22 protein-coding genes and 2 pseudogenes are annotated in these 24905 nt (G+C 61.9%); 4 read left to right on the top strand and 20 right to left on the bottom strand.

What is annotated here, in order from left to right; translation table 11 throughout:
* Positions 1 to 71: 71 nt before the first annotated feature.
* Entirely contained in the window at positions 72 to 1526 is a 1455-nt protein-coding gene (locus tag ACVMB1_RS08160; protein ID WP_456848427.1) for a P-loop ATPase, Sll1717 family, read from the bottom strand.
* A gap of 35 nt (positions 1527 to 1561) precedes the next feature.
* Between ACVMB1_RS08160 and ACVMB1_RS08155 the strand changes: the two genes are divergently transcribed.
* Both ACVMB1_RS08155 and ACVMB1_RS08150 read left to right on the top strand, forming a co-directional pair.
* Positions 1562 to 2653, top strand: coding sequence for an IS5 family transposase (locus ACVMB1_RS08155; RefSeq protein WP_069276043.1), 1092 nt, complete (start codon positions 1562 to 1564; stop codon positions 2651 to 2653).
* A complete protein-coding gene (locus ACVMB1_RS08150) occupies positions 2653 to 2997 on the top strand; it encodes a hypothetical protein (RefSeq protein ID WP_057019377.1) in 345 nt (114 codons plus the stop codon). Before ACVMB1_RS08155 ends, ACVMB1_RS08150 begins: the two co-directional genes overlap by 1 nt.
* Positions 2998 to 3002: 5 nt before the next feature.
* On the opposite strand, the gene ACVMB1_RS08145 is transcribed toward ACVMB1_RS08150, so the two are convergent.
* From ACVMB1_RS08145 to ACVMB1_RS08125, 5 genes and pseudogenes are all read right to left on the bottom strand, one after another.
* Entirely contained in the window at positions 3003 to 3887 is an 885-nt protein-coding gene (locus ACVMB1_RS08145) for a hypothetical protein (RefSeq protein WP_456848425.1), read from the bottom strand.
* A gap of 684 nt (positions 3888 to 4571) precedes the next feature.
* Positions 4572 to 5252: a cupin domain-containing protein gene (locus ACVMB1_RS08140; RefSeq protein ID WP_168856805.1), complete on the bottom strand. Its 681-nt coding sequence runs from the start codon at positions 5250 to 5252 to the stop codon at positions 4572 to 4574.
* A gap of 89 nt (positions 5253 to 5341) precedes the next feature.
* Complete coding sequence (locus ACVMB1_RS08135) at positions 5342 to 6652, bottom strand: tetratricopeptide repeat protein (RefSeq protein ID WP_168856806.1); 1311 nt, start codon at positions 6650 to 6652, stop codon at positions 5342 to 5344.
* Positions 6653 to 6809: 157 nt separating this feature from the next.
* Positions 6810 to 7328 carry a hypothetical protein gene (locus ACVMB1_RS08130; RefSeq protein WP_156436194.1) on the bottom strand — a complete coding sequence of 173 codons (519 nt, stop codon included), beginning with the start codon at positions 7326 to 7328 and terminating at the stop codon, positions 6810 to 6812.
* A gap of 219 nt (positions 7329 to 7547) precedes the next feature.
* Positions 7548 to 8721 (bottom strand): annotated as a pseudogene (locus ACVMB1_RS08125) (MFS transporter).
* Positions 8722 to 8905: 184 nt separating this feature from the next.
* On the opposite strand from ACVMB1_RS08125, the gene ACVMB1_RS08120 reads away from it, so the two are divergent.
* Complete coding sequence (locus tag ACVMB1_RS08120) at positions 8906 to 9781, top strand: AraC family transcriptional regulator (protein WP_168856807.1); 876 nt, start codon at positions 8906 to 8908, stop codon at positions 9779 to 9781.
* A 134-nt stretch (positions 9782 to 9915) separates the two neighbouring features.
* Here ACVMB1_RS08120 and aspT (ACVMB1_RS08115) read toward each other — a convergent pair whose 3' ends face one another.
* Both aspT (ACVMB1_RS08115) and aspT (ACVMB1_RS08110) read right to left on the bottom strand, forming a co-directional pair.
* A complete protein-coding gene (gene aspT / locus ACVMB1_RS08115; protein WP_456849886.1) occupies positions 9916 to 11610 on the bottom strand; it encodes an aspartate-alanine antiporter in 1695 nt (564 codons plus the stop codon).
* 26 nt (positions 11611 to 11636) lie between these two features.
* On the bottom strand, positions 11637 to 13328 hold the full coding sequence (gene aspT / locus ACVMB1_RS08110) for an aspartate-alanine antiporter (RefSeq protein ID WP_456848422.1): 1692 nt from the start codon (positions 13326 to 13328) through the stop codon (positions 11637 to 11639).
* A gap of 363 nt (positions 13329 to 13691) precedes the next feature.
* On the opposite strand from aspT (ACVMB1_RS08110), the gene aspD reads away from it, so the two are divergent.
* Positions 13692 to 15317, top strand: a complete 1626-nt coding sequence (gene aspD, locus ACVMB1_RS08105) for an aspartate 4-decarboxylase (RefSeq protein WP_168856808.1) — start codon at positions 13692 to 13694, stop codon at positions 15315 to 15317.
* A gap of 105 nt (positions 15318 to 15422) precedes the next feature.
* On the opposite strand, the gene ACVMB1_RS08100 is transcribed toward aspD, so the two are convergent.
* From ACVMB1_RS08100 to ACVMB1_RS08045, 12 genes and pseudogenes are all read right to left on the bottom strand, one after another.
* A complete protein-coding gene (locus ACVMB1_RS08100) occupies positions 15423 to 16160 on the bottom strand; it encodes an outer membrane protein (protein ID WP_456848420.1) in 738 nt (245 codons plus the stop codon).
* 214 nt (positions 16161 to 16374) lie between these two features.
* Entirely contained in the window at positions 16375 to 16605 is a 231-nt protein-coding gene (locus ACVMB1_RS08095; RefSeq protein ID WP_168856871.1) for a hypothetical protein, read from the bottom strand.
* Between the two features lie 233 nt (positions 16606 to 16838).
* Entirely contained in the window at positions 16839 to 17132 is a 294-nt protein-coding gene (locus ACVMB1_RS08090) for an HdeA/HdeB family chaperone (protein ID WP_076826336.1), read from the bottom strand.
* A 23-nt stretch (positions 17133 to 17155) separates the two neighbouring features.
* On the bottom strand, positions 17156 to 17452 hold the full coding sequence (locus tag ACVMB1_RS08085) for an HdeA/HdeB family chaperone (protein ID WP_168856810.1): 297 nt from the start codon (positions 17450 to 17452) through the stop codon (positions 17156 to 17158).
* A 52-nt stretch (positions 17453 to 17504) separates the two neighbouring features.
* Positions 17505 to 17933, bottom strand: coding sequence for a universal stress protein (locus ACVMB1_RS08080; RefSeq protein ID WP_456848418.1), 429 nt, complete (start codon positions 17931 to 17933; stop codon positions 17505 to 17507).
* Between the two features lie 187 nt (positions 17934 to 18120).
* On the bottom strand, positions 18121 to 18543 hold the full coding sequence (locus tag ACVMB1_RS08075; protein ID WP_233475530.1) for a hypothetical protein: 423 nt from the start codon (positions 18541 to 18543) through the stop codon (positions 18121 to 18123).
* A 29-nt stretch (positions 18544 to 18572) separates the two neighbouring features.
* Positions 18573 to 19505, bottom strand: coding sequence for a DUF2950 domain-containing protein (locus tag ACVMB1_RS08070; protein ID WP_253587207.1), 933 nt, complete (start codon positions 19503 to 19505; stop codon positions 18573 to 18575).
* Positions 19502 to 21234, bottom strand: a pseudogene (locus tag ACVMB1_RS08065) (DUF3300 domain-containing protein). Before ACVMB1_RS08065 ends, ACVMB1_RS08070 begins: the two are co-directional and overlap by 4 nt.
* A gap of 87 nt (positions 21235 to 21321) precedes the next feature.
* Positions 21322 to 22632 carry a TAXI family TRAP transporter solute-binding subunit gene (locus ACVMB1_RS08060; protein ID WP_210262741.1) on the bottom strand — a complete coding sequence of 437 codons (1311 nt, stop codon included), beginning with the start codon at positions 22630 to 22632 and terminating at the stop codon, positions 21322 to 21324.
* A 103-nt stretch (positions 22633 to 22735) separates the two neighbouring features.
* Entirely contained in the window at positions 22736 to 23149 is a 414-nt protein-coding gene (locus tag ACVMB1_RS08055) for a hypothetical protein (RefSeq protein WP_229189524.1), read from the bottom strand.
* A gap of 24 nt (positions 23150 to 23173) precedes the next feature.
* Positions 23174 to 24406, bottom strand: coding sequence for an HlyD family secretion protein (locus ACVMB1_RS08050; RefSeq protein ID WP_057017152.1), 1233 nt, complete (start codon positions 24404 to 24406; stop codon positions 23174 to 23176).
* Positions 24399 to 24836 carry a hypothetical protein gene (locus ACVMB1_RS08045; RefSeq protein WP_194295332.1) on the bottom strand — a complete coding sequence of 146 codons (438 nt, stop codon included), beginning with the start codon at positions 24834 to 24836 and terminating at the stop codon, positions 24399 to 24401. The genes ACVMB1_RS08050 and ACVMB1_RS08045 overlap by 8 nt, the downstream gene beginning before the upstream one ends.
* Between the last annotated feature and the right edge of the window lie 69 nt (positions 24837 to 24905).

The following is a 24905-nucleotide window of genomic DNA, read 5'->3' as shown; positions in this document are numbered from 1 at the left end:
ATGGGGCCGTCTGGCCCGAAGCAGCGCAGCGGCATGTTGTGAGCTACCTCCGCGACCCAACAACCCTCGACCTAATCGCGCAAGCCCTCCAAGAATGCCGCATTCACGTAATACACTAAACCGTCCCCTAAGCGGTCGCGCTCGGCCTCCAATCGCTTGTAGTCGTAGTCCCGGTTATAGATGAAAACCGGCCGACCACGAGCGTCTGGAATTCCTAGAAACCCGTACCACAACAACAAGTCTATAATTTCTTCTGGTTGAAGGCCGTTCGCTTGCTTTCGAACTATTTCGGCAACTTGCTGGGGCGTTAACCGTTGCCCTTCCCCAATGAAGTCATAGAAGATGCTTTCAGACAGTCCAGAGACGTCCCTTACTTCAAGACCGAAGTCCGTTACCAAGTAGAGGGAATGCTTCTGCAATGCTGTCTTCACATCATCAACGGTGATCATCGGGTGCCCGCGATTTACAGCAATTGATAGCGCCTTCTCGGCAAGATCAATAAGAAATCGCGGACGCATCAATGATGCTCCAATCATCATCTCGACGGCTGTGCGCTTATCGTCCATCACAGGATTGATGGCATTCCACGCAGCATCCTCCTTGCCCTCGGGAACCGACGATATCACTCGCTGATGGAGCAAATGGCTCAATTGTTCAGCGTCCGACCAATCCACTTTAATCGGGTCAAATTTGCCCCGGTCTGCTGTGTTCTCGACCAGCCTTTCGTAAACGTCACCTCGCAAGAAAAGCAGATACTCAAAGTCCAATTGCTTTCTCGCAAGCTCGCGTTGGACCTTATTCATAACATTGATTAAGTGCTGCACCGTCCGCACATCGTGCTCTTCAACCCTTGTTGGCGGCCAGCCCTTGTCTACATTGTCGAACAGCAGGCTGATCGTTTTATAATCGGCGGCAAGTTGCACGACGGCGTCTCGAAGCTTCGAGATTTCATGCTCGAAGAGGACGTTCGTAAGAGTTTCTTTTGCCTTATTCGGATTCGGCGTTTCTCGAATGGCTTTGATGACAAGCTCTACTGCCGTCTCCAATCGGGAAGTAAAGTCGCCATAAACATGTTCGCTTCCCATTTTGAAGCGCTCTTCCACGCTCTCGATCTGCTTCAATTTTGAGAGATTGTATTTTGCTTTTGGTAGAATGGCCTCCCGCAACGAGTAGATGATTTCCATGTAGATGATGTATTGCCAAAAGGCTTCTATAGTGTGGTCAAAAAATCCTGCTGCCTTTACGTCTACCAAGTTCTGCCTCAACTCGGATAGCCGATGAGATACAGGCATTAGCGGGACGGTCAGGTTGCGCTTGTCCGACAGCTTCCTTTCCAGCGTGGCGAAGAAGATCGCTGTTTTTCCCGACCCCTTGCGCCCAACCACTATCCCGCCCTTCGCACGGCAAGCTGAGGTGAACTGGGCCGTGTGGACAAAATACTGATCTAGTCGCGTGGCCTCGTGCTCTGCCGCTGATTTCCCTAGCAGGCTGTTGAAAAAAGGCGGTCGCCGCCGACCGAGGATCATGATTCATTGGCTCCGACGAGATTCGGAGATGGTGCGTGCGCGGCGGCGACAATCGAACGGGCGAGCTGTTCAGCTACGTCGACCTGGAAGCAAGGGTGCGGCGTGATCATCCGCTGCGAGGGATCCGGACGATCGTGAACGAGGCGCTGGCGGCGCTGGAGCACGAGTTCGCCGCCCTTTATTCGCCGATTGGACGGCCGTCGATCCCGCCGGAGAAGCTGCTGCGGGCGATGCTGTTGCAGGCGTTTTATTCGATCCGCTCGGAGCGACTTCTGATGGAGCGGTTGGAATATGATTTGCTGTTCCGCTGGTTCGTCGGAATCGGAGTCGACGATGCAGCCTGGGACCATTCGGTATTCTCGAAGAACCGCGACCGGCTGCTGGAAGGCGACATCGCGGCGAAGTTCCTGGCGGCGGTGCTGGCGCAGCCCAGGGTGAAGAAGCTTCTGTCGAGCGATCACTTCTCGGTCGACGGCACGCTGATCGAGGCCTGGGCCTCGATGAAGAGCGTCAAACCGAAGGATAGCTCCGGCGAGCCGCCGGCCCAAGGCGGCGGGCGCAATGCTGAAGCGAACTTCCATGGCCAGAAGCGCTCCAACGACACCCATGCTTCGACCACCGATCCGGAGGCCAGGCTCTACCGCAAGGGGAAAGGCAAGGAGACGAAGCTGTGCTTCATCGGGCACGGGCTGATGGAGAACCGCCACGGCTTGCTGGTCGACGCCTGCCTGACGCAGGCCGGTGGGCATGCCGAACGGGTGGCCGCGCTGCACATGATCGAGCCTCGTGCCGATCGACCGACAGCGATCACGCTTGGTGCCGACAAAGCCTACGATGCAGAAGACTTCGTCAACGAGCTGCGCTCGATGAACGTGACGCCGCATGTTGCGCAGAATACCGGCGGCCGTAGCTCTGCGATCGACGGGCGTACGACCCGGCACGGCGGTTATGCTGTCAGCCAGCGCATCCGCAAGCGGATTGAGGAGGCATTCGGCTGGATCAAGACGGTCGCCGGGCAAGAGAAGACCAGATTCCGTGGCCGTGATCGGGTCGGATGGGCCTTTACCTTCGCTGCGGCCGCCTACAATCTGGTGCGGCTGCCCAAGTTGATCGCGGAGACCGGTTGATGGCCAAGGTGCCCGGCTTTGCCAAGGCCTTTGCCGGCCGCTGGCGCATCGTCGAAATGGACAACTGGGACAGCGACTTCCTCGATCTTGTCGGAGAGGCGCATCTCACCTTCCGTGGCAAGTCCGATGGCGAAATAGCGTTTGGGGCTCTCAAGGGCTTCCTGGATGCTCGCTACGGCACCCGCGACGGATCGGCCTGCGCCGAGTTCTCATGGGAGGGGCACGACGAGAATGATCCGTCCTGTGGTCGCGGATGGGCCATGATCGGCACTGCGGGCAGGCTCGTTGGCCACTTCTACATCCACAATGGCGACGATTCAGCCTTCGTTTGCGAACGCGGCTGAGTTCTTCAACGGCCTGCTAGGTCCACCTGTTCAAGCAAGGTGGGAGACCTCTTTCGGGCGGGCGGCTTACTTCTTTGGTTCAGGATCAGCGTTTGCTGACAGTAGTCCTCAACCTCTTTCGTTGTTTCCAGTCTCCCGCGAGCAGTCGAGATAAACTCCCTGAAATCGACCGGGGCCGGAACGTCATTGAACTGGATCAGGAGAGGCTCAATGCCCAATCCGTGCGCCATGCCCGCGAGCATGGATGACAACAGATTGTGTTTTAGGTCACCTTCGACATCTGGCCCAATCAAAGGCAGAATGAGGCCTGTCGATGCCGAAACCTCGGCAAAGGCATCATTGATAGACATAAAGTTTGTGTCGGTGGGATCGAACTGCCGCAACTCGACTTTGGAATTGGAAATCGCTGACGAGATGTATTCGATGAAATTCGTCCGCTTGAACGCGCCCAAAAAGAACAGCGGTTGATTGTAATTCCTGGGCTTAGGTGCGATAGGACGCCAATGGCTCAAGTCGATCTTGTCGATCTTTGAACTAAGCTCCTTGAAGTTCTGGTACCTGATTTGACCTGTCGTCGCAAAGAGCCCGGTCAGATCGACGTTGTCTTTCGATCCCTTCAAAGAAAAATCCACGGTAGGGACGACAGACTTGCCAGAGCCTATGCAATATCCGATCTCGTAATAGACATTGAAATTGGGGATCGTTATGTCGGCCAGAAGGAAGTCAGCCGCGTCGATCTGCTCTCGGATGAGATCATCTAACCGATATCCATATGTGTTCATATGCGGCCAAGGCGTAACGTGGACCTCTTGGACCTCACGTACGGCTTCATCGGCTGTCGAGTTGATCGGCTCTGATGACGGATAGGCAAAAAAAGCAGTTTTAGACATGATCAGCTCTCGGCTACCGAGAGTTGCAGCCTTACACGCGCAACCGTTGTTCGGAAAGAAAGGAACTGTAGTTGTCCCCGCATGCTATCGCGCGAATGATTGGGGGAGCCCGGTGAGAACCCGGCCGATGATCGCCTGGAAGGATCAAACCAACGTCAGCCCGCCAAGGATCGACCTGTGCTGACTTTGGGGATCATTTTGGGGACTGACGCCTAATCTGTCTCAGAAAATGCAATAATTGCAATAGAGTGCGCTGAATTGCTGGCGGAGAGAGTGGAAGTCAAACCCACGGTTTTCGACCATTCCGCGTCGAACAGCTGAGACCGCACTTAAGCACTCGCCTCGCCCTGCCCTCGGAAGTTCAGATCCAGGCACATGCGCCACAGGCCTGCGCACGTTGGCTGTGTTGAGATTTTTCTCGATCTCCCGGTGCACACGTCGTGCACACGCCATCATCTAACCGGTTGAAAAGCTTAAACTCTCGCTCCAATCCATCATCGGGGCGACGGAAAATTTCCATGTCATCTCAATTGCCTAGCCGCAACATCGGTTCAATGCAACATGATGTTTCGGAGCGCTGCCCGGCCGAAACAGGCCGGCCCAACCAAAATATCGAAAACAACCCCATGCAAAGTAGCTTCGCCATTGCAGGGAGCTCAACGGAGGCGGTCAGAACTGTACCGGCTACCCGGGAAGTCGACAGACATCCGGATGCAGCAGCGGCGCCTCCTTGACCCAGATTTTCGCGCCCTGCGGGCCCACCGTCGCTTTCAGGTCGACGCCGGCGGGTAGCCGACCCCAGCCCTGCGGCTGCAGCGTCTCGCCCCCGATCGTTAGTCCCCCCGATAGAACAAAGAACTCGAGCCCGCGCGCGTTCGCAAGGCTGACGATTTCACCCGGCCGCCAGTCTTCAAGGCGGACCTCTTCGTGGCCGTCGTCAAATAGCACGCTGACGTTGCTTGCACCGGGGCGCGGCGCAACCTGTTGGCCCTCACCTGGCTGACGCACGACCTGGGTCCGGTCCTCGTCCCGGAACTGCCAGAGCCGCACGAAGATTGTGCAGCCGTCCTTCGAGGCGGGAACATGTGACGTCCCCGGAGGGTTGCGGAAGTAGCTGCCCGCGGGATAGTCGCCATGCTCATCCTGAAAGGTACCTTCAAGGACGACAATCTCTTCTCCACCGCCATGCGTATGACGCGGGAAGGCGCTACCGGGAGCATAGCGCACGATCGAGGTGGCGCGCGCGACCTCGGCGCCAATGCGGAACAGCATGCGCCGATCCACGCCGGCCGACGGACTCGCCACCCAGTCCAGCTTCGAGGCGTGAACGATAACAGGCTTCGACAGATCATCGTTGATGCGCATCGTTACTCTCCCTCAGGCTGCGCTATCCGAAACCACCGCTTCTCCATTTCGGGTCTCTTGACCAGCGCAGGTCCTAAACCAGGACACGTTCAGAACCCCGCGAGCGGAACGCCGCTCGCCGCATTCTGCGGTCGTCGTGACGCGATCAGCCGCCGCGCCTCGTCGGCGCGACCACTGCGCAGCAAGGCGCAAGTCACGGAATATTCCAGCAGGTCGCGCTGCGCGCGGCTGCCTCCAACCCTTTCATGGGTTGCCAGGACGGGCGTTAGCTCATCGACGACGCGTGTCCAGTCGCCCTTGGCCAAACCATCGAACCCGCGCGCGATGGGCACCACCATGTCCGCGGCGGGTCCCTTCGGGTTCTCGATGATCCTGGCCAAGGCCTCCGCATCGCCGGCCATTGCAAAGGCGAGCGCGCTGTGCATGTCGGCAAAGATGATCCCCGAGTTGGGAAACCACTTCGCCGCATACTGGCTGATCTCGCTCCACAGTTCCGGATATCGCGGCTCGCCCGCCATCTCGGCGCGCGCAAGGAACGAGGCGCAATCGGTGAGGACATTGATTTGCGGCCCCCACGAGCCGCCCGGATGCAGCGCCTCACGATAGATCTGCCAGGCTTGATCCCGCCTGCCGGTCTCCAGCGACCACAGGGCAAGATGCCAACTGATATGGCAATGCAGTTGCGCCTCGCGCGGGTAAGCGGCGTTCCATTGCTCGAGATAAGCCAGCCCCTCCTCGCGCTGTCCCTTCTCATAGAACAGATGGGCCTTGATATGCGCAGCGTGAGCGTTGCGGGGACAACCACGAAGTGCGGTCTCGATATTCCTGAAACCACTGTCGAGCCTATGCAGCTCGATTTCGGCAAACGCGAGCACGGTTCGAAACCACCAGTCATCGCCGTAATGGGTTGCAAGCGGCTCCAGCATCGCCAGTTGCTCAACCTCGCGGCCGGACTTGCCCGAGAAGCCGATCAAGCCGAAGACACCGGTGGCCGGTGCCAGCACCATGGCATCGCGCGGCCAGTGCTTGATATGTTCGGCGATCGCCGAAACCGCCGCAGCGCCTTGACCACTCAGGATCTTGGCAAAGATCGCAATATGACCTTGCTCGCGCGAAGTCGTAGCAGGCGCCAGCGCGATCGCACGTTCGAGCGGCGCTTTGACTTCGTTGCCGCGACCGAGCAGTTGCAGGGTTCGCGCAAGCGCAATGTGCGCCAGAGCAAAACCTTCGTCGGCGGCGATCGCGTCGCGGAATGCCTGGTCAATCCCCGACCCAGCCGAGAGCAGCTTGTCGACGCCGGCGACATATGCGTCGCGGGCGGCGGCAGAGCTTGTGCTCAAGGGGTTGCCGTACCGGTCTTCAAGAACGCCCACCCGATTTCCCATCGAACTCTCGGTCATTTTGATGACACTCCCTCCATGGAAACCTGCTTGGCCTTGGCTTGCCGCCGGCGGCGCTCGTCACCCAGCTTGAGCAGCCGCTCGCGATCCTCTGGATTTACTCTTCCATACCGGGGCCGCCAAAGGGAACCCTCCTCCTTCCACGCAAATGGCGCTTTCACAGTCGTTCGCGGCGCCGTCGCCGTGTCAAAAAGGCGAGCGCCTGGCGCATGATTTCGCGCTGCATGTCCGGTCGCCAGGGATGCCCGCAAGGATTGCCCAGCGGGAAATCCGTGAAATAGAACCGTGGCACGCCGCAGTGCTCCACGACATCCTGCGCCGAGCCGACAATGACCGTCGGAATGCCGTTCGCTTCCAGATGCCGGGCCACCAAGCTTACGGTCTGATGACACACGGGGCAAAGGGGGCAAAGGATCGCAGCATCAGCCCCGTCTTTTCGAACCCGTACCAGGATTTCAGGTGCATCCTCCGCGTTCGTTTTCCGTTGGCTATATTCTGTCGGCACGCCGTGAAAGTGCCGGGTCAGTCCGACAAGGGCGCCCTCGCCGACCAATCCAAAAGCGGCTTCTACCGGCAGGAAGCTGCCCGGATCATTGGTGTGGGTCGATTCCTTGTCCCACGCAACGTTGTCGGTAAACAGCTTCCCGGGCGGCGGCGAAACCTCACCCGACCACACCCGTTTGACGCCGTCAAAATCCGGCGGACTGGCCGTGGTAATCAGTGCGATACGCAGGTCCGATGACAGTTTGGCAGGTTTGGTGAAAGGGACATCATCAAACCTCGCCCAGACATTACATAGTCGTTGTCGTAACCAAGGGCACGGTAATATTGGCGCGTTCGCTCCATATATTGAACCGGGGTTTCCGCTACGCTCATGTGGATTCTCCTCGAGACGCTAGCTTGGTCGTGCGGTGGGCCGGTATGAAAAGCCGATGAGTGCCAGCAATGCGGCGACGAGTGGTGCGAACGACAGCATCAGGACGGTCGACCAGCCGAAGGACGACAGCAGCCCGCCCGACAGGAAGGAGCCGACGGTCATCGTGCCGAAGACCACGAAGTCATTGAGCGACTGAACGCGCGCCTTTTCCTCGGGACGATGGCACTCCAGAACCATCGCGGAGGCGCCGATGAAGCCGAAGTTCCAGCCGATCCCGAGCAGGCTCAGCGTCGCCCAGAAATGCACGACATCGATCCCGAGCAGGCCCACCGACGAAGAGGCCGCAATCAATACCAGCCCGACCGCGACGATCGCGGATGCGCCGAAGCGCGTGATCAAGCGGCCGGTCCAGAAACTCGGGGCGTACATCGCAATGACGTGCCACTGCAGACCGAGATTGGCCGATTCCTGAGGCAGCCCGCAGAGCTTCATCGCCAGCGGGGCTGCGGTCATGAGGAAATTCATGAGCGTAGGAGACGACCCCGCAGATCACGGCCAGGATAAAGCGCGGCTGCCGGGCAATGACAGCGAGCGGCCTTCCGGCGTTGAGATGCGTTGCAGTCAGCGGAGGAAGCTCAACGCCCGCCAGAATAACCGCGGAGAGCGTCGCAACCACCGCCTGGCCGACAAACGTCGCGGCAAAGAGGTACGGCGCCCACAGATTCATGGTGTGCGTCACAAGCTGTGGACCGATCACACCGGCGAACACACCGCCAGCCATCACGGCCGAGAGCGCGCGCGGACGCCGTTCAGGTGCTGCGCAATCGGCCGCCGCAAAGCGGAACGAGAGCACCACGGCCGCGTAGACGCCGCCAAAGAAGGTCCCGGCGCAGAATAGCGGGAATGACGCGTTGAGTACCGCCAGGACCGCAATCAAGCCTGCGAGGACGCCGCTGCCTGCACCAAGCAGGAATGTCGTGCGCCGGCCATAGCGCTGCGCGACAACGCCCGCCGAAAGCGTGCACAGAGCCATGCCGACGACAAAAACCGAGACCGGCAGCGTCGCAAGTGCCTTGGTGGGCGCCAGCATGTCGCCGACCACGGCCCCGGTTGCGTAGACGACCGTGGAATTGGCGCCTGCGAGGGCCTGGGCGACGGCAAGCCTTGCGACATTGTTGCGCTCGCGGCGAATGGCGGTCGGCGCCTCATGGCTGGGAACGGAAAAATTGAAGTTCACGCTGCGGCTTGCTCCGCCGTTAGATGTCCGTCGACGGGACGTGGCCAATAGGACCGGTGGCCGGTCCACCGGGCCGTGGATCACCGCGTCGGAGTTAAGGAGAAATCGTTGGACTTTTCCTTCTACAGATTGCCAATTTATGTCGATGAAACGTCACATTTCGCCAGGGAATGCCGGCTGGAAGACGGTCGATGCCCCGCAGGGCATCGGATCACCGAAGCCTTTGATCGTACGGGTGCAGTCTCTTCCTGCGAGGAGCTACTTCGCCGAACACAGTCACAGCTGGAATCAGCTGGTCTACGCGATCTCGGGCGCGCTCACCGTGAAGGCGGATGGACGGAGCGTCGTCATTTCTCCGGAACAGGCCGTCTGGCTGCCGGCCGGTACGAAGCATTCGGTCGGCTCGCTGATGGGAGCGGAATTCCGGAGCCTCTGGGTCGCCGATGCTGCCAGCCAAGGCATGACTTCGCGCACGACCGTCATCCATGTCTCCCCGCTCCTGCGGACGCTCATCGTGGAAGCCGCGTCGCTGAAAAGCGAGGATCGTAGCTACGCCGACCGCGTTATCGCGCTCATCCTCGATCAGTTGCGGCGGGCGACGCCGATCTCGGCAGCGTTACCTTGGCCCACCCACCCGGGCTTGCTGGCCCTCTGTGAAACCCTCTACGCCGATCCTGCGAATCCGCGCCACGCCGAGAGATGGGGGCGTGAGATTGGCATGTCGCCGCGAACCTTGACGCGACACTTCGAGCGCGAAGTCGGCATGAGCTTGCGTGCATGGCGTCAGCGTCTCCGCCTGCTCAAGGCTATCGAATTGTTGGGCAGCGACCTGCCGATCACAGAGATCGCGTTGCGGCTGGGTTACTCATCGGCCTCCGCATTCATATTCATGTTTCGCTCTGAAATGCGCGTTAGTCCCCTGCAACATCGGCGCAGTCTGGGCCACGCGGCCAGCAGAGGGACTTCATCAAGGCATCGATCCGGATCTCGAGATTCGCCCCGCCGGGCGCGCTGACCCTTCAGCCGCAGGGACTCGTTGGAAACCGCGGTTCAGTTCGGAACAGGCGGAATACGGTCGTCCGGACCAGGGGGACGCTCGCTTGTGCGCCGCTCTCAAAGGCGAGGTAGGCGCGAGCCGTCCCTGCCCCGTCATCCAGCGAAAACAACGACCATGATCGATCCCCAGGTCGTCAGCAGAATATTGGAGATCGGATAGGCGGGCGTGTAGCCAAGCACCACCACGGAGCTGCCCGAGCGCTCCTGAATGGCCGCCATCGCGGCCGTGACCGTCTGAGCTCCAGTCAGCGCACCGAGCAGGAGGATCGGGTTCATGCGCAACACGAAATGGCCGAAGCAGAAGCCGACGATCTGCGGCAACAGGGTGACGATCATGCCGCCCAGCAGCAGCCCGATGCCCGACTCGCGTATCGCGGAAAGGAAGATCGGCCCGGCATGGATCCCGGTCAGGCCGACGAACGCAGCCAGTCCGAGCGATGTCATCAGGCTGATGGCGCCGTCGGGGATCCGGCCGAAATACGGCAGACGCGTACGGAGGTAGCCGACAAGAAGTCCGGCGAGCAGCGTACCGACGCTGGTGCTCAGCGAGATCGTGATGCCGCCAATCGAAAAGCTCAGGAGCACGCCAACGAGGCCGCCGAAGAAGATCGCGAGCCCCAGCACCACGAAATCGATCGTGGTGCTGGGCGCGACGATGACGCCGATGCTCTTGGCCGCGTTCTGCACCACGGTTTCAGGACCCACGATGCTCAGCAGATCGCCGCGCTCCAGAACCGTGCCCGCAGCGATCGGAAGCGCTTCACCGCCCCGGCTCACGGAGCGCAGATAAAGGCCGCGCGTCCAGTCTTGTTCAGACGCCTGCTGGAGGCTGCTGCCCGCGAGCTTCGCGTTGATCAGGAACACGTCCGCCGCGACCACGGGGATATCGAGGAGCTCCCGGTCCTCGACCTCCTCCCCGCGCGGTCCGATCAGTTCGACGATGATCTGGCGCGGCGCCGACAGCGCGACGACATCGCCTGCCGCCAGCACCGTTGCAGGCTCCGCCTCGAGGACGCGCTCGCCGCGACGGATGCGGTGGATGAATACACGCTGCCCGGGCACGCGCGTTTCGGCGGCCGCAACTGTCAGTCCGACGATCGCAGCGTGAGCATCCAGCCGGTAGGCGCGCAGTTCGAACTTGCGCCAGGCCGACGCGAGGCCGGGCTTGGCGCGCGTGATGCCCAGGGTCTGCTCCAGCTTGAGCGCCTCCGCCTTCAGATCGATTTTGAGCAGCGCCGGAACGACAATGGTGCAAAACGTGATCACGCCAGCATAGCCGAAGATGTAGCAGACCGCATCCGCGACCGCGATATGCGAGACAAACAACGCGCGCTGTGCCTCGGACACAGGCAGGGAATTGACCGCGTCGGTCGCCGTACCCATTGCAGCGCTCTGGCTGAGCGCGCCCGACAGGAGCCCGGCGGCAAAGCCGGGGTCGAGCCGCAGCACGCGTGCCACGACGATCGCCGCCGCAAGACCGGTGAGGCTCACGACAACGGCCATCAGCATGGGCTTCAGCCCGTCGCGCTTCATCGCCAGCACGAATTGCGGACCGACCGAATAGCCGACCCCGAACAGGAACAGCAGGAACAGGAACGATTTGGTCATGCTCGAGACGGGCACATGCGCGAAATCGCCGACCGCGAGTCCTGCGAACAGCGCGCCCGTCACCGGGCCAAGGCTGAAAGCGCCGATCTTGAAGCTCCCGATCCAGTAGCCCGCCGCGATCACCAGGAACAGCGCGAGCTCCGGATAACGAACGAGAAATTGCGCCAGCCAGCTCAACATCGTCTCAACACGGTCCCGGGCCGCGACTATGTCATCATCATCACCAGCACCATGCCCCAGATCGTCAGCAGCGTGTTTCCGACCGCGTAGGTGACGGTGTAGCCAAGACCGGGAATCTGGCTCTTCGCTCGGTCGTTGATCATGCCCAGCGAAGCGGTCGTGGTGCGCGCGCCGGAGCAGCATCCGAGCAGGATCGCGTCGTGGAAGCGGAACACGTATTTGCCGACAAACATCGCCAGGATCAGCGGCACGGTGGTCACGACGACGCCCCAAAGGAACAGGCTGAAGCCGAGCTTTTGCAGGCCGGCGACAAATCCCGGGCCCGAGGAGATTCCGACCACGGCAATGAAGACGTTCAGGCCGACCGAGTTCATAAACCACACGGTGGGTGACGGGATGCGGCCGAAGGTCGGGTGCACGGACCGGAGCCAGCCGAAGAACAGACCTGAGATCAATGCGCCGCCGGAGGTGGACAACGTCAGCGGCACGCTTCCGATCTTGTAGACGAAGGCGCCGACCAGGGCGCCGATCGCGATCGCAGCCCCGATGAAGGCGACGTCGGCAACATCGGTTGCACGGTCCGGCCGGCCCAGCATCTTTGTGGTGGCAGCGACATCGGACGTGCGGCCGACCAGGGTGAGGATGTCGCCCCGATTGATCTTGGTGTTCGGCAGGATCGGAATCTCGGTCGCGATCGCCCCCCGGACGATCTTGCGCAGGAATACGCCGCGAGCGCCCGGTTCCTTGGCCAGTTGCTCCAGCGTCTTGCCGTCGACGTCCTTGCTGGTCACGTAGACATCGACACCTTCGATCGGCACCGCCAGCAGCTCGCGATCGTCAACTTCCTCGGCCTGCTCGCCGATCAGCTGCACCAGCACATCGCGGCGCCCGGCGACGGCGACGACATCGCCGGCATGTATCACGGTGTCGGAGGTTGCCTCCACGATCTTGCCGGCTTGCCGGAGCCGGAGGACGAAGATTCGATGATCGGGAAGCAGCGCCTCGGCCTGCCCGACGGTCTTGCCGGCGACGGGTCCGCGCTCATGAACGCGATAGGCGCGCACATCGAACTGGTGCCAGGCCGTCCCTGGGCCGCCCAGCTCCTTCTTGCCGCCATGCTCCTCCTCGTATTTCTTGCACGCGGCTTCGAGATCGATCCCGAGCAGCGCCGGTCCGAGCAGCGCCAGCACGATCGCCGACCCAACCGTGCCGAAGATATAGGTCACGGCATAGGCGACCGGCATGGCATCGAGCAGCTTCTTGGCTTCGTCCGCGGGCAGACCAAGGCGATTGATGGCGTCGGTCGCGAGTCCCATCGACGCGGAGATCGTCTGCGAGCCGGCATAGAGCCCGATCGCCGATCCGACGTCGTAACCGGCGACCTTGGCGCCGAGATAGGCGGACAGCAGACAGAAGACGCAGACCACGGCCGCGAAAATCGCCTGCGGGACGCCGTCCTGCGCGATACCGCGCACGAATTGCGGTCCGACACCGTAACCGATTGCAAACAGGAACATCAGAAAGAAGAACGGCTTCAGCGGCCCTGATATGGTGATCCCGATCTGGCCGATGATGACAGCGGCAACCAGTGTCGCGGTGACCGCGCCCAGTCCAAGCCCCTTATAGGTGAAGGAACCGAAATAGTAGCCCAGGGCCAGCGAGAGGAAGATCGCAATTTCGGGATAGGTGCGGAGCGTCTGGAAGAGCCAATCGATCATGATGTCACCCGTTCATGCTGTCCCGGGGCTTCGGCGTGCGACCGCTTCGATCTCGTGCGGGGGGTGCCGAAAAGGGCGAGCAACCGTATCGGTCGACATCAGACGGCGGTTGGCGAGCAGGATGTTGATCTATGTCAACCGCAGCTGCGAGAGCCTCGCGATTTCATGATCTTGCCGACACCACACATGTGCCGCGCACTCGCATCGTGAGCGACTATCCGTCGCAGCATCGCATCGCCTGCGCGTGACCGTTGACATAGATCAAGGCTCGTAACCGGTCGCCGATCATGCTGCGCGCGATTGCGCAGGCAACGGAGCCTGTCGCCTCCATTCCAACAGCACGCATCGCCCCGGGAGTGTCAAATGGCCGATCTTCTGACCCTGAAGAAATTCGAGGCGTTGAGCCCCTTCGAGATCAAGGACGAGCTGATCAACCTCGCCAAGAGCAATTCGAAGCGGAGCCAGATGCCCTTCCTGAACGCCGGGCGGGGCAATCCGAACTGGGTGGCCACGACGCCGCGCGAAGGCTTCTTCCTGCTGGGACAATTCGCCATCACCGAGAGCAAGCGGGTGATGGAGCACCCGGCGGGCATCGGCGGCATGCCCCAGGCAAGCGGCATCGCCGGCCGGTTCGAAGCCTGGCTCAAGCAGCACAAGGACATGCCGGGTGCGAGCTTCCTGACCGAGATGCTGCCCTTTGCGGTCAAGAAATTCGGCTTCGACCCGGACGCCTTCGTCCACGAGCTGGTCGATTCGATCATCGGCGACAATTACCCGGTGCCGGACCGCATGCTGGTGCACAACGAAAAGATCGTGCACGAATACCTGATGTGGGCGGTTTGCGGCGAGCCCCGGCCGGCCGGAAAATTCGACATCTATGCGGTCGAGGGCGGCACGGCGGCGATGTGCTACCTCTTTAAGTCGCTGAAGGCCAACCGGCTGCTGGTGCCCGGCGATACGATCGCGTTGGCGACGCCGATTTTCACGCCCTACATCGAGATGACGCACCTGGAAGACTACGACCTGAAGGTGGTTCAGATCAGGGCTCCGCAGGAGAACAAGTTCCAGTTCACCGACGAGGAGATCAAGAAGCTGGAGGATCCGAAGATCAAGGCCTTCTTCGTGGTCAATCCGTCCAACCCTCCGGGGATGGCGTTGAGCAAGGAGACGGTTGCCAAGCTGGCCAATCTGGTCAGGACCAAGCGCCCCGACTTGATGATCCTCACCGACGACGTCTACGGCACCTTCGTGCACGGGTTCCGTTCGCTGCTGGGCGAGCTGCCGCACAACACCATCGGCGTCTACTCCTATTCGAAGTATTTCGGCTGCACGGGATGGCGGCTCGGCGCGATCGCCATCCACGAGGACAACATCTTCGACAAGATGATCGCCAAGCTCCCGGACGAGGCCGTCAAGGCGCTCGACAAGCGCTACGGGCCGCTCACGCTCGAACCGCGCAAGCTCAAGCTGATCGACCGCATCGTCGCCGACAGCCGCGACGTGGCGCTCAATCACACTGCGGGCCTGTCGTTGCCGCAGCAGGTGATGATGAGCCTGTTCTCGCTCGCGGAGATGATGGACGAAAAGAAGGCCTATCAGGCCGCCTGCATGGAGATCGTCAACAAGCGCCTGTGGTCGCTGCTCGATGGCCTCGGGCTTGCCGACAAGCTGACCCCGAATCCGAGCTATGATGCCTACTACGCCCTGATTGATTTCGAGTTCTGGGCCCGAAAGAATATCGGCGACGAGGCGGTTGAATACCTGAAGAAGAACGTCCATCCGCTGGACCTCGCGTTCAGGCTGGCTGAAGCCCATGGGATCGTGCTGTTGAACGGCGGCGGATTCGATGCGCCCGAATGGTCGCTTCGCGTCTCGCTCGCGAACCTGCCCGACGATGTCTATGACGATATCGGGCGAGGCGTTCGGACCATCGCCAGAGGCTATCGCGACGCCTACGAAGCAGCGAAGGGCGCAGCCGCAAAGCGCTGACAGCGGCGCTTGCCGCGCATCGGGCATTTGGTCCGGTAGCCGCCAAAACTAAAAGAAAGGCCCCGGCAAGAATGCCGGGGCCTAAATTACATCCATCCAGGACGATCAGTATCTGGCGACGACCGGCCCGCCGAACCGATAGTTCAGGCGGATCGTCAGCAGATCCACATCCTGTCCGATCCGGTTGGCGGCGCCGGCCACGATAGGATTGACCACCGAGAACGTGTTGTTGGCATCGCCCATGAAAAGACGGTCATATTCGAGCCCGATGGACCAGTTCGGGGTGAACCCGTACTCGAAGCCCACGCCGACGGTACCGCCCCAACGGGTCGATGTCGCCGACGCGACCCCGATTCCGCCGACCGTGGTAAAGATGTCATAGCGATTGCTGGTGACCGCTGCACCACCCTTCACGTAGAACAGCGCGGCATCCCAGGCCCAGCCGAGCTGGCCGGTGAAAAGGCCCAGTCCGTCGGTCTTCGTTGTCGTCGAGAACCTCGGATCGATCAGGCTGAGGCGCGAGCTCTTCAGGTCCGCCCAGTCACCCTGCCCTTCCAGGCCGAACACGAACTGGCCTGCCTGCCAGCGATAGCCGAGTTGTCCGCCGAAAACGCCACCGGAGCGCGAGCTGCACCCGTCGGCCACGACACCTCCCAGGGCGGGGAGGAAATCCCAGCAGGTGCGGCTCTCACCCCAACCGCCATTCGCACCGATATAGAAGCCGGTCCAGTTGTAGACCGGCGGAGGGACCGGCACAGGCGCCGCCTTGACGGCCATGTCAGCCGACAACGCCGGCGTGGCCATGCCGATAATCGCGGCGACAGAAAGCAAAAATCTCTTCATGGAATGATCTCCGGGTCTCTTCGCGTTAATCGAGAAAAGCAGTCCTTGCGCTCGCCCGATCGGGGCAGTGATCGAAGCCTAGATGTGAGTCACGAAAAGGCGCGTGCCAAAATGGCAACACTCAAGGGCAAACCAACACCGTGCTTGGGCTGTGCTTTCAACATTCGGTGCAGCACGAAGCTCGTGCTGCCGGAGAGGAAGCACCGGAGCCGACTCACTGTTCGACGAGCCAATCGGCGATGTTCTGCGAGGGGATCAATTGCCTGGGGAGGTGCGGATTGATGGTGCCGGCAAACACGACCAGCCCTTCGTCCAGTTTTGACCGTGCGAACGCCTTGGCTTCCGATTCAGTAGCAAATGTCCTGGTCTCGCGAGGGCTGCGCGCCCTTCGAGCCAGCAGACCACGTCGGCGAATTTCATAAGTGACATACCAGATGGCCGACACCGCGACACCGGAGAGAGCGAACAGCCCTAGCGACACACCATCTGGCCAGTGGCCGCGCCTTGACCTCGGTCAAGCGCCCGGACCGTACAAATACGGGAGCCGCGGCCCGCATTGAGGGACAGCCGGTTCGATCGGAAGCGCCAGCGAACCGCGACGAGCCTGCCGACCGTCGGCATTGCCGACGCGAAGGACAAGAATGCCCTCCAAGGCTCGCGCGATCGCAGCGACGATGATCAGCGCCAGTTCTTTTGCATCGCATTCATCACGGTGTCCGCCTTGTGCGACTTGCAGTACTTGCCGATGACCTTGCCGTTTCGCTCGACGTAGCGAAAATCGACGACGGTCAGGTTCTTCGATGCGCTGAAATAGCCTGACATCCAGGAGCTGATCAGCGTTTGTCGTTCCTGATCCGCCTCCAGCAATTGCTTGCAGGTAATGAGGGACAGATCGACGACGACTTGCGCTTTGGCCACGACGCTGGTGGCGAGGAGTGCAACGGTCGCAACGGCAAGGATCGATGGTTTCATTGTTATCTTCCAACCCTGTTTGATCACTGGCCGGCCGTAGAGCGCTCAAGGCCGGCCATCACGGTCTGAGTGGGATTAATCGCGCACCATGCCTTTACGCTTGCGACATTTCGCGCATACGCGTTGAGATCGACAAAGACGTATCCCTTCTTTTGATTGAACCAGCCGCTCATCCAGGCAGAAAATACGGAAGAATCGCCCGGGGACATGGCGAGGTATTGCGAGCAAGTGATCCGCGCCATATCGATGCTGGTCTGCGCTTGCAGCGGACCCGACAACGCCGCACCGGCAAGAGCCAGGCACACAGTGATTTTATTCATTCGATTCTCCCAAGCTCCGTGCACAGTGATTTCTATCCGGCGATCTGCGCCCTCACTGACAGACAAGGACCGGAGTCCTTGCTTGCGTCAGCACCTTGTTTGTCACACTGCCGATGAGCAGCATGGAGAGCCCGCTGCGCCCGTGCGATGACATAACGATGAGATCGCAGCCCTTATCCTCGGCTGCCGCGATGATGGCTTGATGGGGTTGCCCGCTCTCGGCCTGGCTTGTCTCGCAGGGAACGCCGGCCTCCCTGGCCGCGTGTGCGGCACGATCCAGCGCGCTCGTGGCCTCTTCCTTGCGTATCTCGGCAAATCTCGCGAGCAGCTCACGGTACCGTCCTCCGATTTCAGAGAGCGGCTCAACGACGAAGATGACCGATACCTTGGCTCCGACGGATTTCGCCAGCGCCAACCCGTGCTTCACCCCATGCTCCGCCAGTTCCGACCCATCTGTCGGAATGAGAATGTGCCGGTACATGCTTAGACCTCCCGGTTATCTGGATGACGTATCGCGCCCCGTCAGGTGCAAGCTGCACCTGCGCCTCGGACCCGGCCTTGAGATAGATCAATCCATCGCTCGGCGCCGCACCCCGGACGCCGGTCGTCGCTCGGCGGAGGCAGCTTCCACCTGCGGCCATCTGAGGCAGGGCGAATCGAGCCCGAGCTCAGCGCAGCGAAATCGTGAGCCCGCCCAGATTGGCGGCAAATTCCAGCCCTGCCTTCGGCCCTTTGAGCATCAGAACCACGCCGTGTTCATTTCGCAGGCTCACCCCGCCTACGCCACCAGCCCATGCGCCACCTGCTCCGACCAGCGCGTAGCTGCCGGCGAAATCGTTGACGTCCCTGATGCCTGAGGCGGTGCCCTCCAGCCAGGTCACCGACGCACCGGCACTCACGCCGAGGCTGAAGCCGGACGCGATGAACCGATAGTGCCGCCCGCGGTAGGTCAACGTGCCGCTGCCGCCGCCGCCGCCCACGACGAGCGCCGCCTTCACGAACTTGACCTGGACGTGGCCGACGGCCTGCGCGAAGCATGGCGCGACCAAGAGGTCCATCGCGACAAGCGCCAGTACGACGGAACGGATCATGGATCGCGTCAACACAGCCCCCTCCTCGCTCAGGGATTTGCCGGATCCACTTTCTTCCAGGTCTGATCCGGATCGAAAACGATCATGCGCTTGGCGAGGAAATCGGTGCGTGAGCCGAGATCCTTTTGATAGACCGTGCCTGCGTGGTTGACCAGGAAGGTCATGACGCCGGAATTGCCGTATTCGGCGGGATAGGCGACCAGCGCGAATCCACCGATCATCTTGCCCTTCACGACATAGTTCAGCGCGCCGCCCGGGGCGTCGGAGCCCTGTGCCTTCAGAATCCGATAGTAGTAGCCGTGGTACGGCATGCTCTGCTCGCCGACCTTGTAGCCTTCCGCGGCGGCCTGGGCCGCCAGCTCGCCGAGCGGGCTTGGATCCTTGTCGTCGCGCCAGAACAACCCGTCCGTCTTGCCCGGCCTGCTGACGATGCGCTGGGCATAGGCGCCCACACCCTCGCCGCGATCCTTCTCTGCGTATTCGTTCTGTGCGTCGACATAGGCAAGACTGGTCTGGATCGCGGCCAGCTCATTGCGGCCGATCCTGCGGTAGAGGATTTCGCGCCGCCCCGCGGCGGCGTCGAAACTCCAGCCGTCATTGTTGTTGACGAGCGGGATCGGGAACGGGAAATCGTCCCTCCCCAAAATCAAGGTGGCCTTCTTGTTGCCGTCAGCCTTGATCGAATGCTTGGCGTCGTAGGCAGAAAGAAAGCTCTCTCGCGCATTGGCGTCGGCGACATCGTCGCCCGACTCGATGATATCGGCGGCATCGCGGCCCAGCACCTTCAGCATCGCCCGACTGGTGCCGGCCTTGACCGCGGTTGCCAAGGCGGACGCCGCGTCTTCCGGATTGGGGAAGCCTTGCTGGGCGCCTGCCGGAGACAGCAGCAGAGCAAGTACAGTTGCCGTGGCCACGCCGATGGAGGCAACACGATCCAGTCGCGAGTCCGAAGAGCGTGTCATCGTGATGCCTCCGACGGGGATGGAATCTTCGCGCCGGCGGCAAGCCAGTCGTTGTAGCTGCGGAACTTGAGCCCAAGCTTGTCGTAATAGACCCTGAGATAGCCGTCGGCGCCGCGCGTCACCGCCGCCGGCATGACCTGCTCGACCTCCTGCGCCATCACGCCGACATAGGCTTTGCTGCTACCGAGATAGCTGAAGCGATAGTAGCCGAGGCCGTTGGCGAGATGTCCGAGCAGCTCGATATCGTGCTTGAGCGCGATGTCGGAGCGTCGTCCACCGCCGCCGCCGCGGAAGCCGCCACCTCCGCCACCACCGCGGAAGCCGCCTCCGCCGCCCCCGCCACGGCCGGCAAAACTTGCGCCGCCGCCGCCGCGCGTGGCATGCTGGCCATGCTCGATCGCCCGCGCGCCGATGCCGCCGCAGCTGCCCGCCCGGACGATACGTTCATGGCGCCACCGCGACTGCCACCGCCACGATTCGCCGCTGCTGCGCGGTTACCGGCATTGCCGCGGTTGGCGGCCTTGGCGCGATCGCCACCGCCCTTGGCCTTGTTGCCGGCACCGGCGCGGTCGCCGCCCTTGGCGCGATTGGCGGCACCGGCACGGTCACCGCCTTTGCCGCGATCGCCCGCACGGTCTCCGGCGCGGTCGCCTCCACGGTCTCCAGCGCGATCTCCCGCACGATCTCCGGCGCGATCACCCGCACGGTCGCCGCCGCGGTCTCCTGCCCGGTCACCTGCGCGATCTGCACCCTGGCGATCGCCCGGATTGAGAACCTGCTGACCGTCACGGCCGCGAAAGTTCATCCGATCGCTGGCACCGGCGCGATTGGCGTTGCCGCCGAAGCGCTGCTGGACATTGCTGTTGTTGTAGCGAACGCCCTGGCGATGCGCCGGATTGTGCTGCCAGCCATTTGCGATGTTGGTGGTCCGATGATTGACATAGACGTTGCGATTGCCCCAGTTGAAGCCGCCACCCCAATAATTGCCCCAGCGCCCGATCGCCCAGCCGGCGCCGAAAGCAAGACCTGCCGCGACAACACCGGCGCCGATATAGGACGGATAGCCGAAATAGTACGGCGGGTACGCGGCATACGGCCACGCGCCGTAGACCGTGGCGGGATCGTAATAGGGCACATAGACGGTGTTCGGATCGGTCTGCTCGATGACGATGACCTGCTTGTTCTCCTGGGTCTGGACGCTGACCTTCTGCTGCTTGGTCGTCACCAGCTTGTTGTTGGCCTGCGCCTTGCTGCGCAACCGCTGGATCGCATCCATGACGTCGGGCTGCTGCGCCAGCACGGCATCGCCCAGATTCTTCGTCCAATCGATCTTGTCGCTCATCATCGCGAGCACGTCGGCGGTGCTGGTGAGCGCCTTCACGCTGTCATCCCAGGCCTGCTTGTCGACCTCGGCCTTCAGCGCATCCCCTTTCAGGCTCTTGCGCTCCTTGAGCCAGCGATCGGCCTGCACGACCTCGAGCGGATAGGTCGACGCCGCCAGCACGTTGGCGAGCAGCGAGTCCGGGTAGAGCGCGATCGGCGCCACCAGGGCTTCCAGCTGTTCCGGCTTCAGGAGCTGATCGGTCGGCTGGGTTGCCGCAGCCGGCTGGCTAGCCTGGGCGGGCGGGCTGGTCTGGGCGGGCGGCTTGTCAGCCGTCTGCGCGAATGCGGCAACGGACGTCACCGACACCAGCACAACCGCGAGCAGAATCTTGCCCCAACGGAACATCGCGACCTCCATCGACACCAACGGTCGACAGCATCGGCCACGATCCCCTCCCCTCCTTGATCGAGATCAAGGAAACTGTCCTTCGGCTCAGCTTTCGACCTGGCTTCCGGCCTGGCCCGGCTGTCGCGACGCAAGGTGGATGCGGCGGTCGTGAATCAGGTTCTCGAGCCGATGGGCCGCAACGTTCACCGCCGTGACAGCGCGCTCGGCCTTGTCGTCCGCGACCGGCTGCTCGCGCTGCGTACGCAGCACCTGATCGATTTCGCGCTCGATCTCTTCGAGATCCGACACACGCCTGGCCATCCGAATTCGCCCTGCCAGTGCATAAAGCGTGTCGAGCGCCTCCTTCCGGCTCGGTGCCTCGCTCGAGCGGAGAAATTTCCACGCCGCCGCGAGCACCGACGCAAGCCCGCCTGCGATCATCGGCGCCAGGAAGATCGCATTGCCCCATTGATCGAGAAAGCTCTCCCTGGTCCCCTCATAGACCGCAGCCGCCCCGGGATGCACGGGAATGTAGGCGCCCGCGTCGGTATCAGGCGTAGCGATCTGGGAGAGCGCCGGCAGTTCGGCGAGCAACTCTCGCCGCGCGTTCATGATCGACTGCGTCAGGTCGCTGATCACGTCATTCCCAAGCTTCTTCTGTGCCACCAGATAAAACGACGTCTGGAGCGTCGTCAGGTCATCAGCAGGAACAGGCGGCGAGCCGCGCAGGGTTCCCTTGGGTACGTCGAAGCTTTCGTAGGCGCGCTCTTTCTCGGCGATCGCTCCGGCGGACTCGATGGCGATCATCACCGGGCCGGCTCGCGTGGTGCGCGCGAAGACATTGCGCAGCAGCGAAAGATATTTTTCAGTCAAAGGCATGACGAGCAGGATCGCCCGTACCTCCTTGGTGTCGAGCGCCCGGCGCGCATCCGCGGGGGCGAGCGGCTTGAACGTCACGCCCGCGCGCGTCAGATCGTATTCGTCGGTCAGCACCTTGATCAGCTTCTGATTGGCTTCGGCGCCGATCACACCGATCGCGACGCGTTTCAACTCCGCCACGTCAGATATCGCAGCGCCGGGCGGCGCGACCAACAGGACGGTGGCGTGGGCCAACACGATCACGGCCTGGGCCTGCGATAGATCGCCGACGTCTCCACGGACGACCGCGAGGTCCACCTTTCCGGACGCGAATGCCTTGGCGGACTCAAGCGGTCCCGGCGTCTGGACCAGGCTGAGCCGGACTGGTGCTTTCGATTGGGCGAACTTTCCTGCGATCGCCGAGACCAGCCTCCCGGCCTCGCCGTCCAGCGACCCAACCGCGATCGTCAGGGTCGTCGGCCGCTCGTACCAGCGATAGGCAAACAGGCTTGCACCCCCCGCCAAAAGCACAAGGCCGGCCACCAGGGCGATGCGCAATGACCTCGGCAACCTGCTGGGATCCACGGCGCATCACTCGATCGGTTCGGCGCCAGCCGACAACGGTCCGGCGGCGCTGAGCCAGCGCGGGGAGCGGATGCCTCTAGATCTTGCAACGATGATAGTTGACCTCCATCCCCTCGATACCCGGGAATTGGCGCGTAATGGTATCGTCGTCGACGGCCTTAAGGAAGAACTGCACATTCGATACCATGATTCCGGACGCACAACCGACGATGATGTTGATGGTCTGGCCGTCGTCCTTGCGCGATTTGATCTTACAGTTCTCGAACTTGCTCCGGAGGCGATCGGGCTCGGCGATGAATCCGCCGCCATAGACGCCTGAGAAGTTCGTGAAGGTCAGCTGGTTCGCCCTGCCCTTGTGGGCGAACACTTTCCGGCATTGCTCGGCGCTCGTGGCCCAGGCACCCGTGAGATCGAAAGCCTGCGCGTAACCCGGCAATCCGAAGATCATGCCCGTCGCCACGATTGCGCGAAGCTTACGGACCGGTTTCATCTGCTGTCTCCCTGTTCGCACCCGTCAGTGGCCACTAACCACCAGCGTCTTGATCGGCAGCAGCAGAGCCTGGATCCGAAGCAGCAATGCATGAACGAGTGCAGTCGCGTCGACGGCGTGCAGGGCAAAGCCTTTCAACGCCCCGGTTTTCGGATCGGAAATCTCGTCATGGTTGCTGGTGTAGGCATTGACGATGCAAGTGCTGCCCGGCGTCACGCCGTCAAGGCCGCCCTTGTAGAGCGGCTCGAGGAACACGAGGATCGAACCAGGCTGTTGCAGATTCTGCGGGTCGATCAACAGCTCGCTGGCCCGAAACTGGCCGGCGGCGATGAAATCCTGCACGCTGGTGACGACCAGTGGAATGATCACCCAGGGTTTCGACATGCAGGTGGCTTCCGCGACCATGCCGGGCTTCATCACCTGGGCCTCGATCTGCCCGAATCCCGCCTGCAACCTGTTGCGGCCCGCTTCGTCCGGTATCAGGATTCCGGCCGGCCGCATGATCTGGGCGACGAGGTCCCCGGGGCGAACGAGGAATTGCTCGACGCGGCCATCGACGCCGGCACGGACGAAGGTCTTGTCGAGATCCACTTGCGCCTGCGCCCGCGCAGCCTCGGCGCTCGCCTTCTCGGCCGGCAACAGCGTCGAGACGCGCAACGTCGCCGACTCCCTGGCGGCGCTGGCGGCATCGACGCCGGACTGCCGCTGATCAACCAGCACCTGCAGCTTCTCGATGTCACGTTGCGGCACGATGCCGGGATTGCGGCGCTGCAACTCGCTCTTCACCTCCAGCTCGTCCTTGGCCTGCTGCAAGGAGGCCTTCGCCTCCCCGATCTGCGCGTCCGCCTTTACGACGTCGGCCTGCGCCGCGATCAACGACGCATCCACCTCGGCGATCTTTCGCTTGGCGGTCTCGAGCGCGGCCTCCTGCTTCGAACTGTCGAGCCGGAACAGAACGTCCCCCTTCTTCACCGGCGCGGTGAAGCCGACATTGACCTCGACGACACGTCCGGAGCCTTCGGGCAGGATCGGCACGGTCCTGAAGTAGATCGCCGCCGAGGTTGTCGAGGGATGAAAGTAGAAGATCATCGTGATCAGCGAGATCGTGAGCATCAGGCAGCCGGTGATCCCCCATCTCAGTTCATACCAGACAGAGAAGAACGTGATCTCCTTGCCGAACCGCTTGCCTTGCCGATAGCGGCGGTAGAGGTAATCCGGCAGGATCGTCACCAGCGAGCAGATCATCAGCTCAAGCATGGTTGTGCACCTCTTGCTTCGCGGGCGTCCGGACATCGGGACCGCCGCCAGGTCCGGATTCGGCTACCGGTTCGGCAGCGCCCGGCGTGGCGTCGGCTATGCGCTCGACGGAATCTGCGATGCTGCGCATCGGCGTGCCGAAATCCGGCAGGTCGATGAGTGCCAGCAACAGGCCGGCGACCCAGAAGATATGCATGTGGGTGAAAAGCGATATCAAGCCGAGAACGGCGACGATCTCAAACTGAAGTTTCTGGCTCTTGTGCGCCATGCGCTCCGGCAGGCTGTGCAGCTTCCAGTACAGAGTGCCAACCCACAAGACGGTGGCTACGAGGAAAATGCCCATCACCACCATCAGGGTGTCCGACCCGTCGGCGCCGGGAATGAAAAACGGCAGATGATGGGGGGCCGCCGGATGCATCTGTTCGCTCAAGCCAAGTCTCCCGGTCGCAATAACACCGCAGGCGAATCCTGATCGACACTGCTGACGATCCTATCGCGC

This window comes from Bradyrhizobium sp. USDA 4504 (assembly GCF_054063995.1).
The sequence above is the reverse complement of the archived record's forward strand: the minus strand, read 5'-3'. Positions and strand labels throughout refer to the sequence as shown.

Excerpts from the sequence above, each read along its gene's own strand:
- aspT (WP_456849886.1), bottom strand. The coding sequence starts at position 11,610 with ATGTTGAGCTGGCTGGCGCAATTTCTCGTTCGTTATCCGGAGCTCGCG.
- ACVMB1_RS08145 (WP_456848425.1), bottom strand. The coding sequence starts at position 3,887 with ATGTCTAAAACTGCTTTTTTTGCCTATCCGTCATCAGAGCCGATCAAC.
- ACVMB1_RS08080 (WP_456848418.1), bottom strand. The coding sequence starts at position 17,933 with ATGTACCGGCACATTCTCATTCCGACAGATGGGTCGGAACTGGCGGAG.
- ACVMB1_RS08140 (WP_168856805.1), bottom strand. The coding sequence starts at position 5,252 with ATGCGCATCAACGATGATCTGTCGAAGCCTGTTATCGTTCACGCCTCG.
- ACVMB1_RS08160 (WP_456848427.1), bottom strand. The coding sequence starts at position 1,526 with ATGATCCTCGGTCGGCGGCGACCGCCTTTTTTCAACAGCCTGCTAGGG.
- ACVMB1_RS08150 (WP_057019377.1), top strand. The coding sequence starts at position 2,653 with ATGGCCAAGGTGCCCGGCTTTGCCAAGGCCTTTGCCGGCCGCTGGCGC.
- ACVMB1_RS08085 (WP_168856810.1), bottom strand. The coding sequence starts at position 17,452 with ATGAATAAAATCACTGTGTGCCTGGCTCTTGCCGGTGCGGCGTTGTCG.
- ACVMB1_RS08070 (WP_253587207.1), bottom strand. The coding sequence starts at position 19,505 with ATGACACGCTCTTCGGACTCGCGACTGGATCGTGTTGCCTCCATCGGC.
- ACVMB1_RS08120 (WP_168856807.1), top strand. The coding sequence starts at position 8,906 with ATGTCGATGAAACGTCACATTTCGCCAGGGAATGCCGGCTGGAAGACG.
- ACVMB1_RS08135 (WP_168856806.1), bottom strand. The coding sequence starts at position 6,652 with ATGACCGAGAGTTCGATGGGAAATCGGGTGGGCGTTCTTGAAGACCGG.
- ACVMB1_RS08055 (WP_229189524.1), bottom strand. The coding sequence starts at position 23,149 with ATGAAACCGGTCCGTAAGCTTCGCGCAATCGTGGCGACGGGCATGATC.
- aspT (WP_456848422.1), bottom strand. The coding sequence starts at position 13,328 with ATGATCGATTGGCTCTTCCAGACGCTCCGCACCTATCCCGAAATTGCG.
- ACVMB1_RS08100 (WP_456848420.1), bottom strand. The coding sequence starts at position 16,160 with ATGAAGAGATTTTTGCTTTCTGTCGCCGCGATTATCGGCATGGCCACG.
- aspD (WP_168856808.1), top strand. The coding sequence starts at position 13,692 with ATGGCCGATCTTCTGACCCTGAAGAAATTCGAGGCGTTGAGCCCCTTC.
- ACVMB1_RS08090 (WP_076826336.1), bottom strand. The coding sequence starts at position 17,132 with ATGAAACCATCGATCCTTGCCGTTGCGACCGTTGCACTCCTCGCCACC.
- ACVMB1_RS08075 (WP_233475530.1), bottom strand. The coding sequence starts at position 18,543 with ATGATCCGTTCCGTCGTACTGGCGCTTGTCGCGATGGACCTCTTGGTC.
- ACVMB1_RS08050 (WP_057017152.1), bottom strand. The coding sequence starts at position 24,406 with ATGCTTGAGCTGATGATCTGCTCGCTGGTGACGATCCTGCCGGATTAC.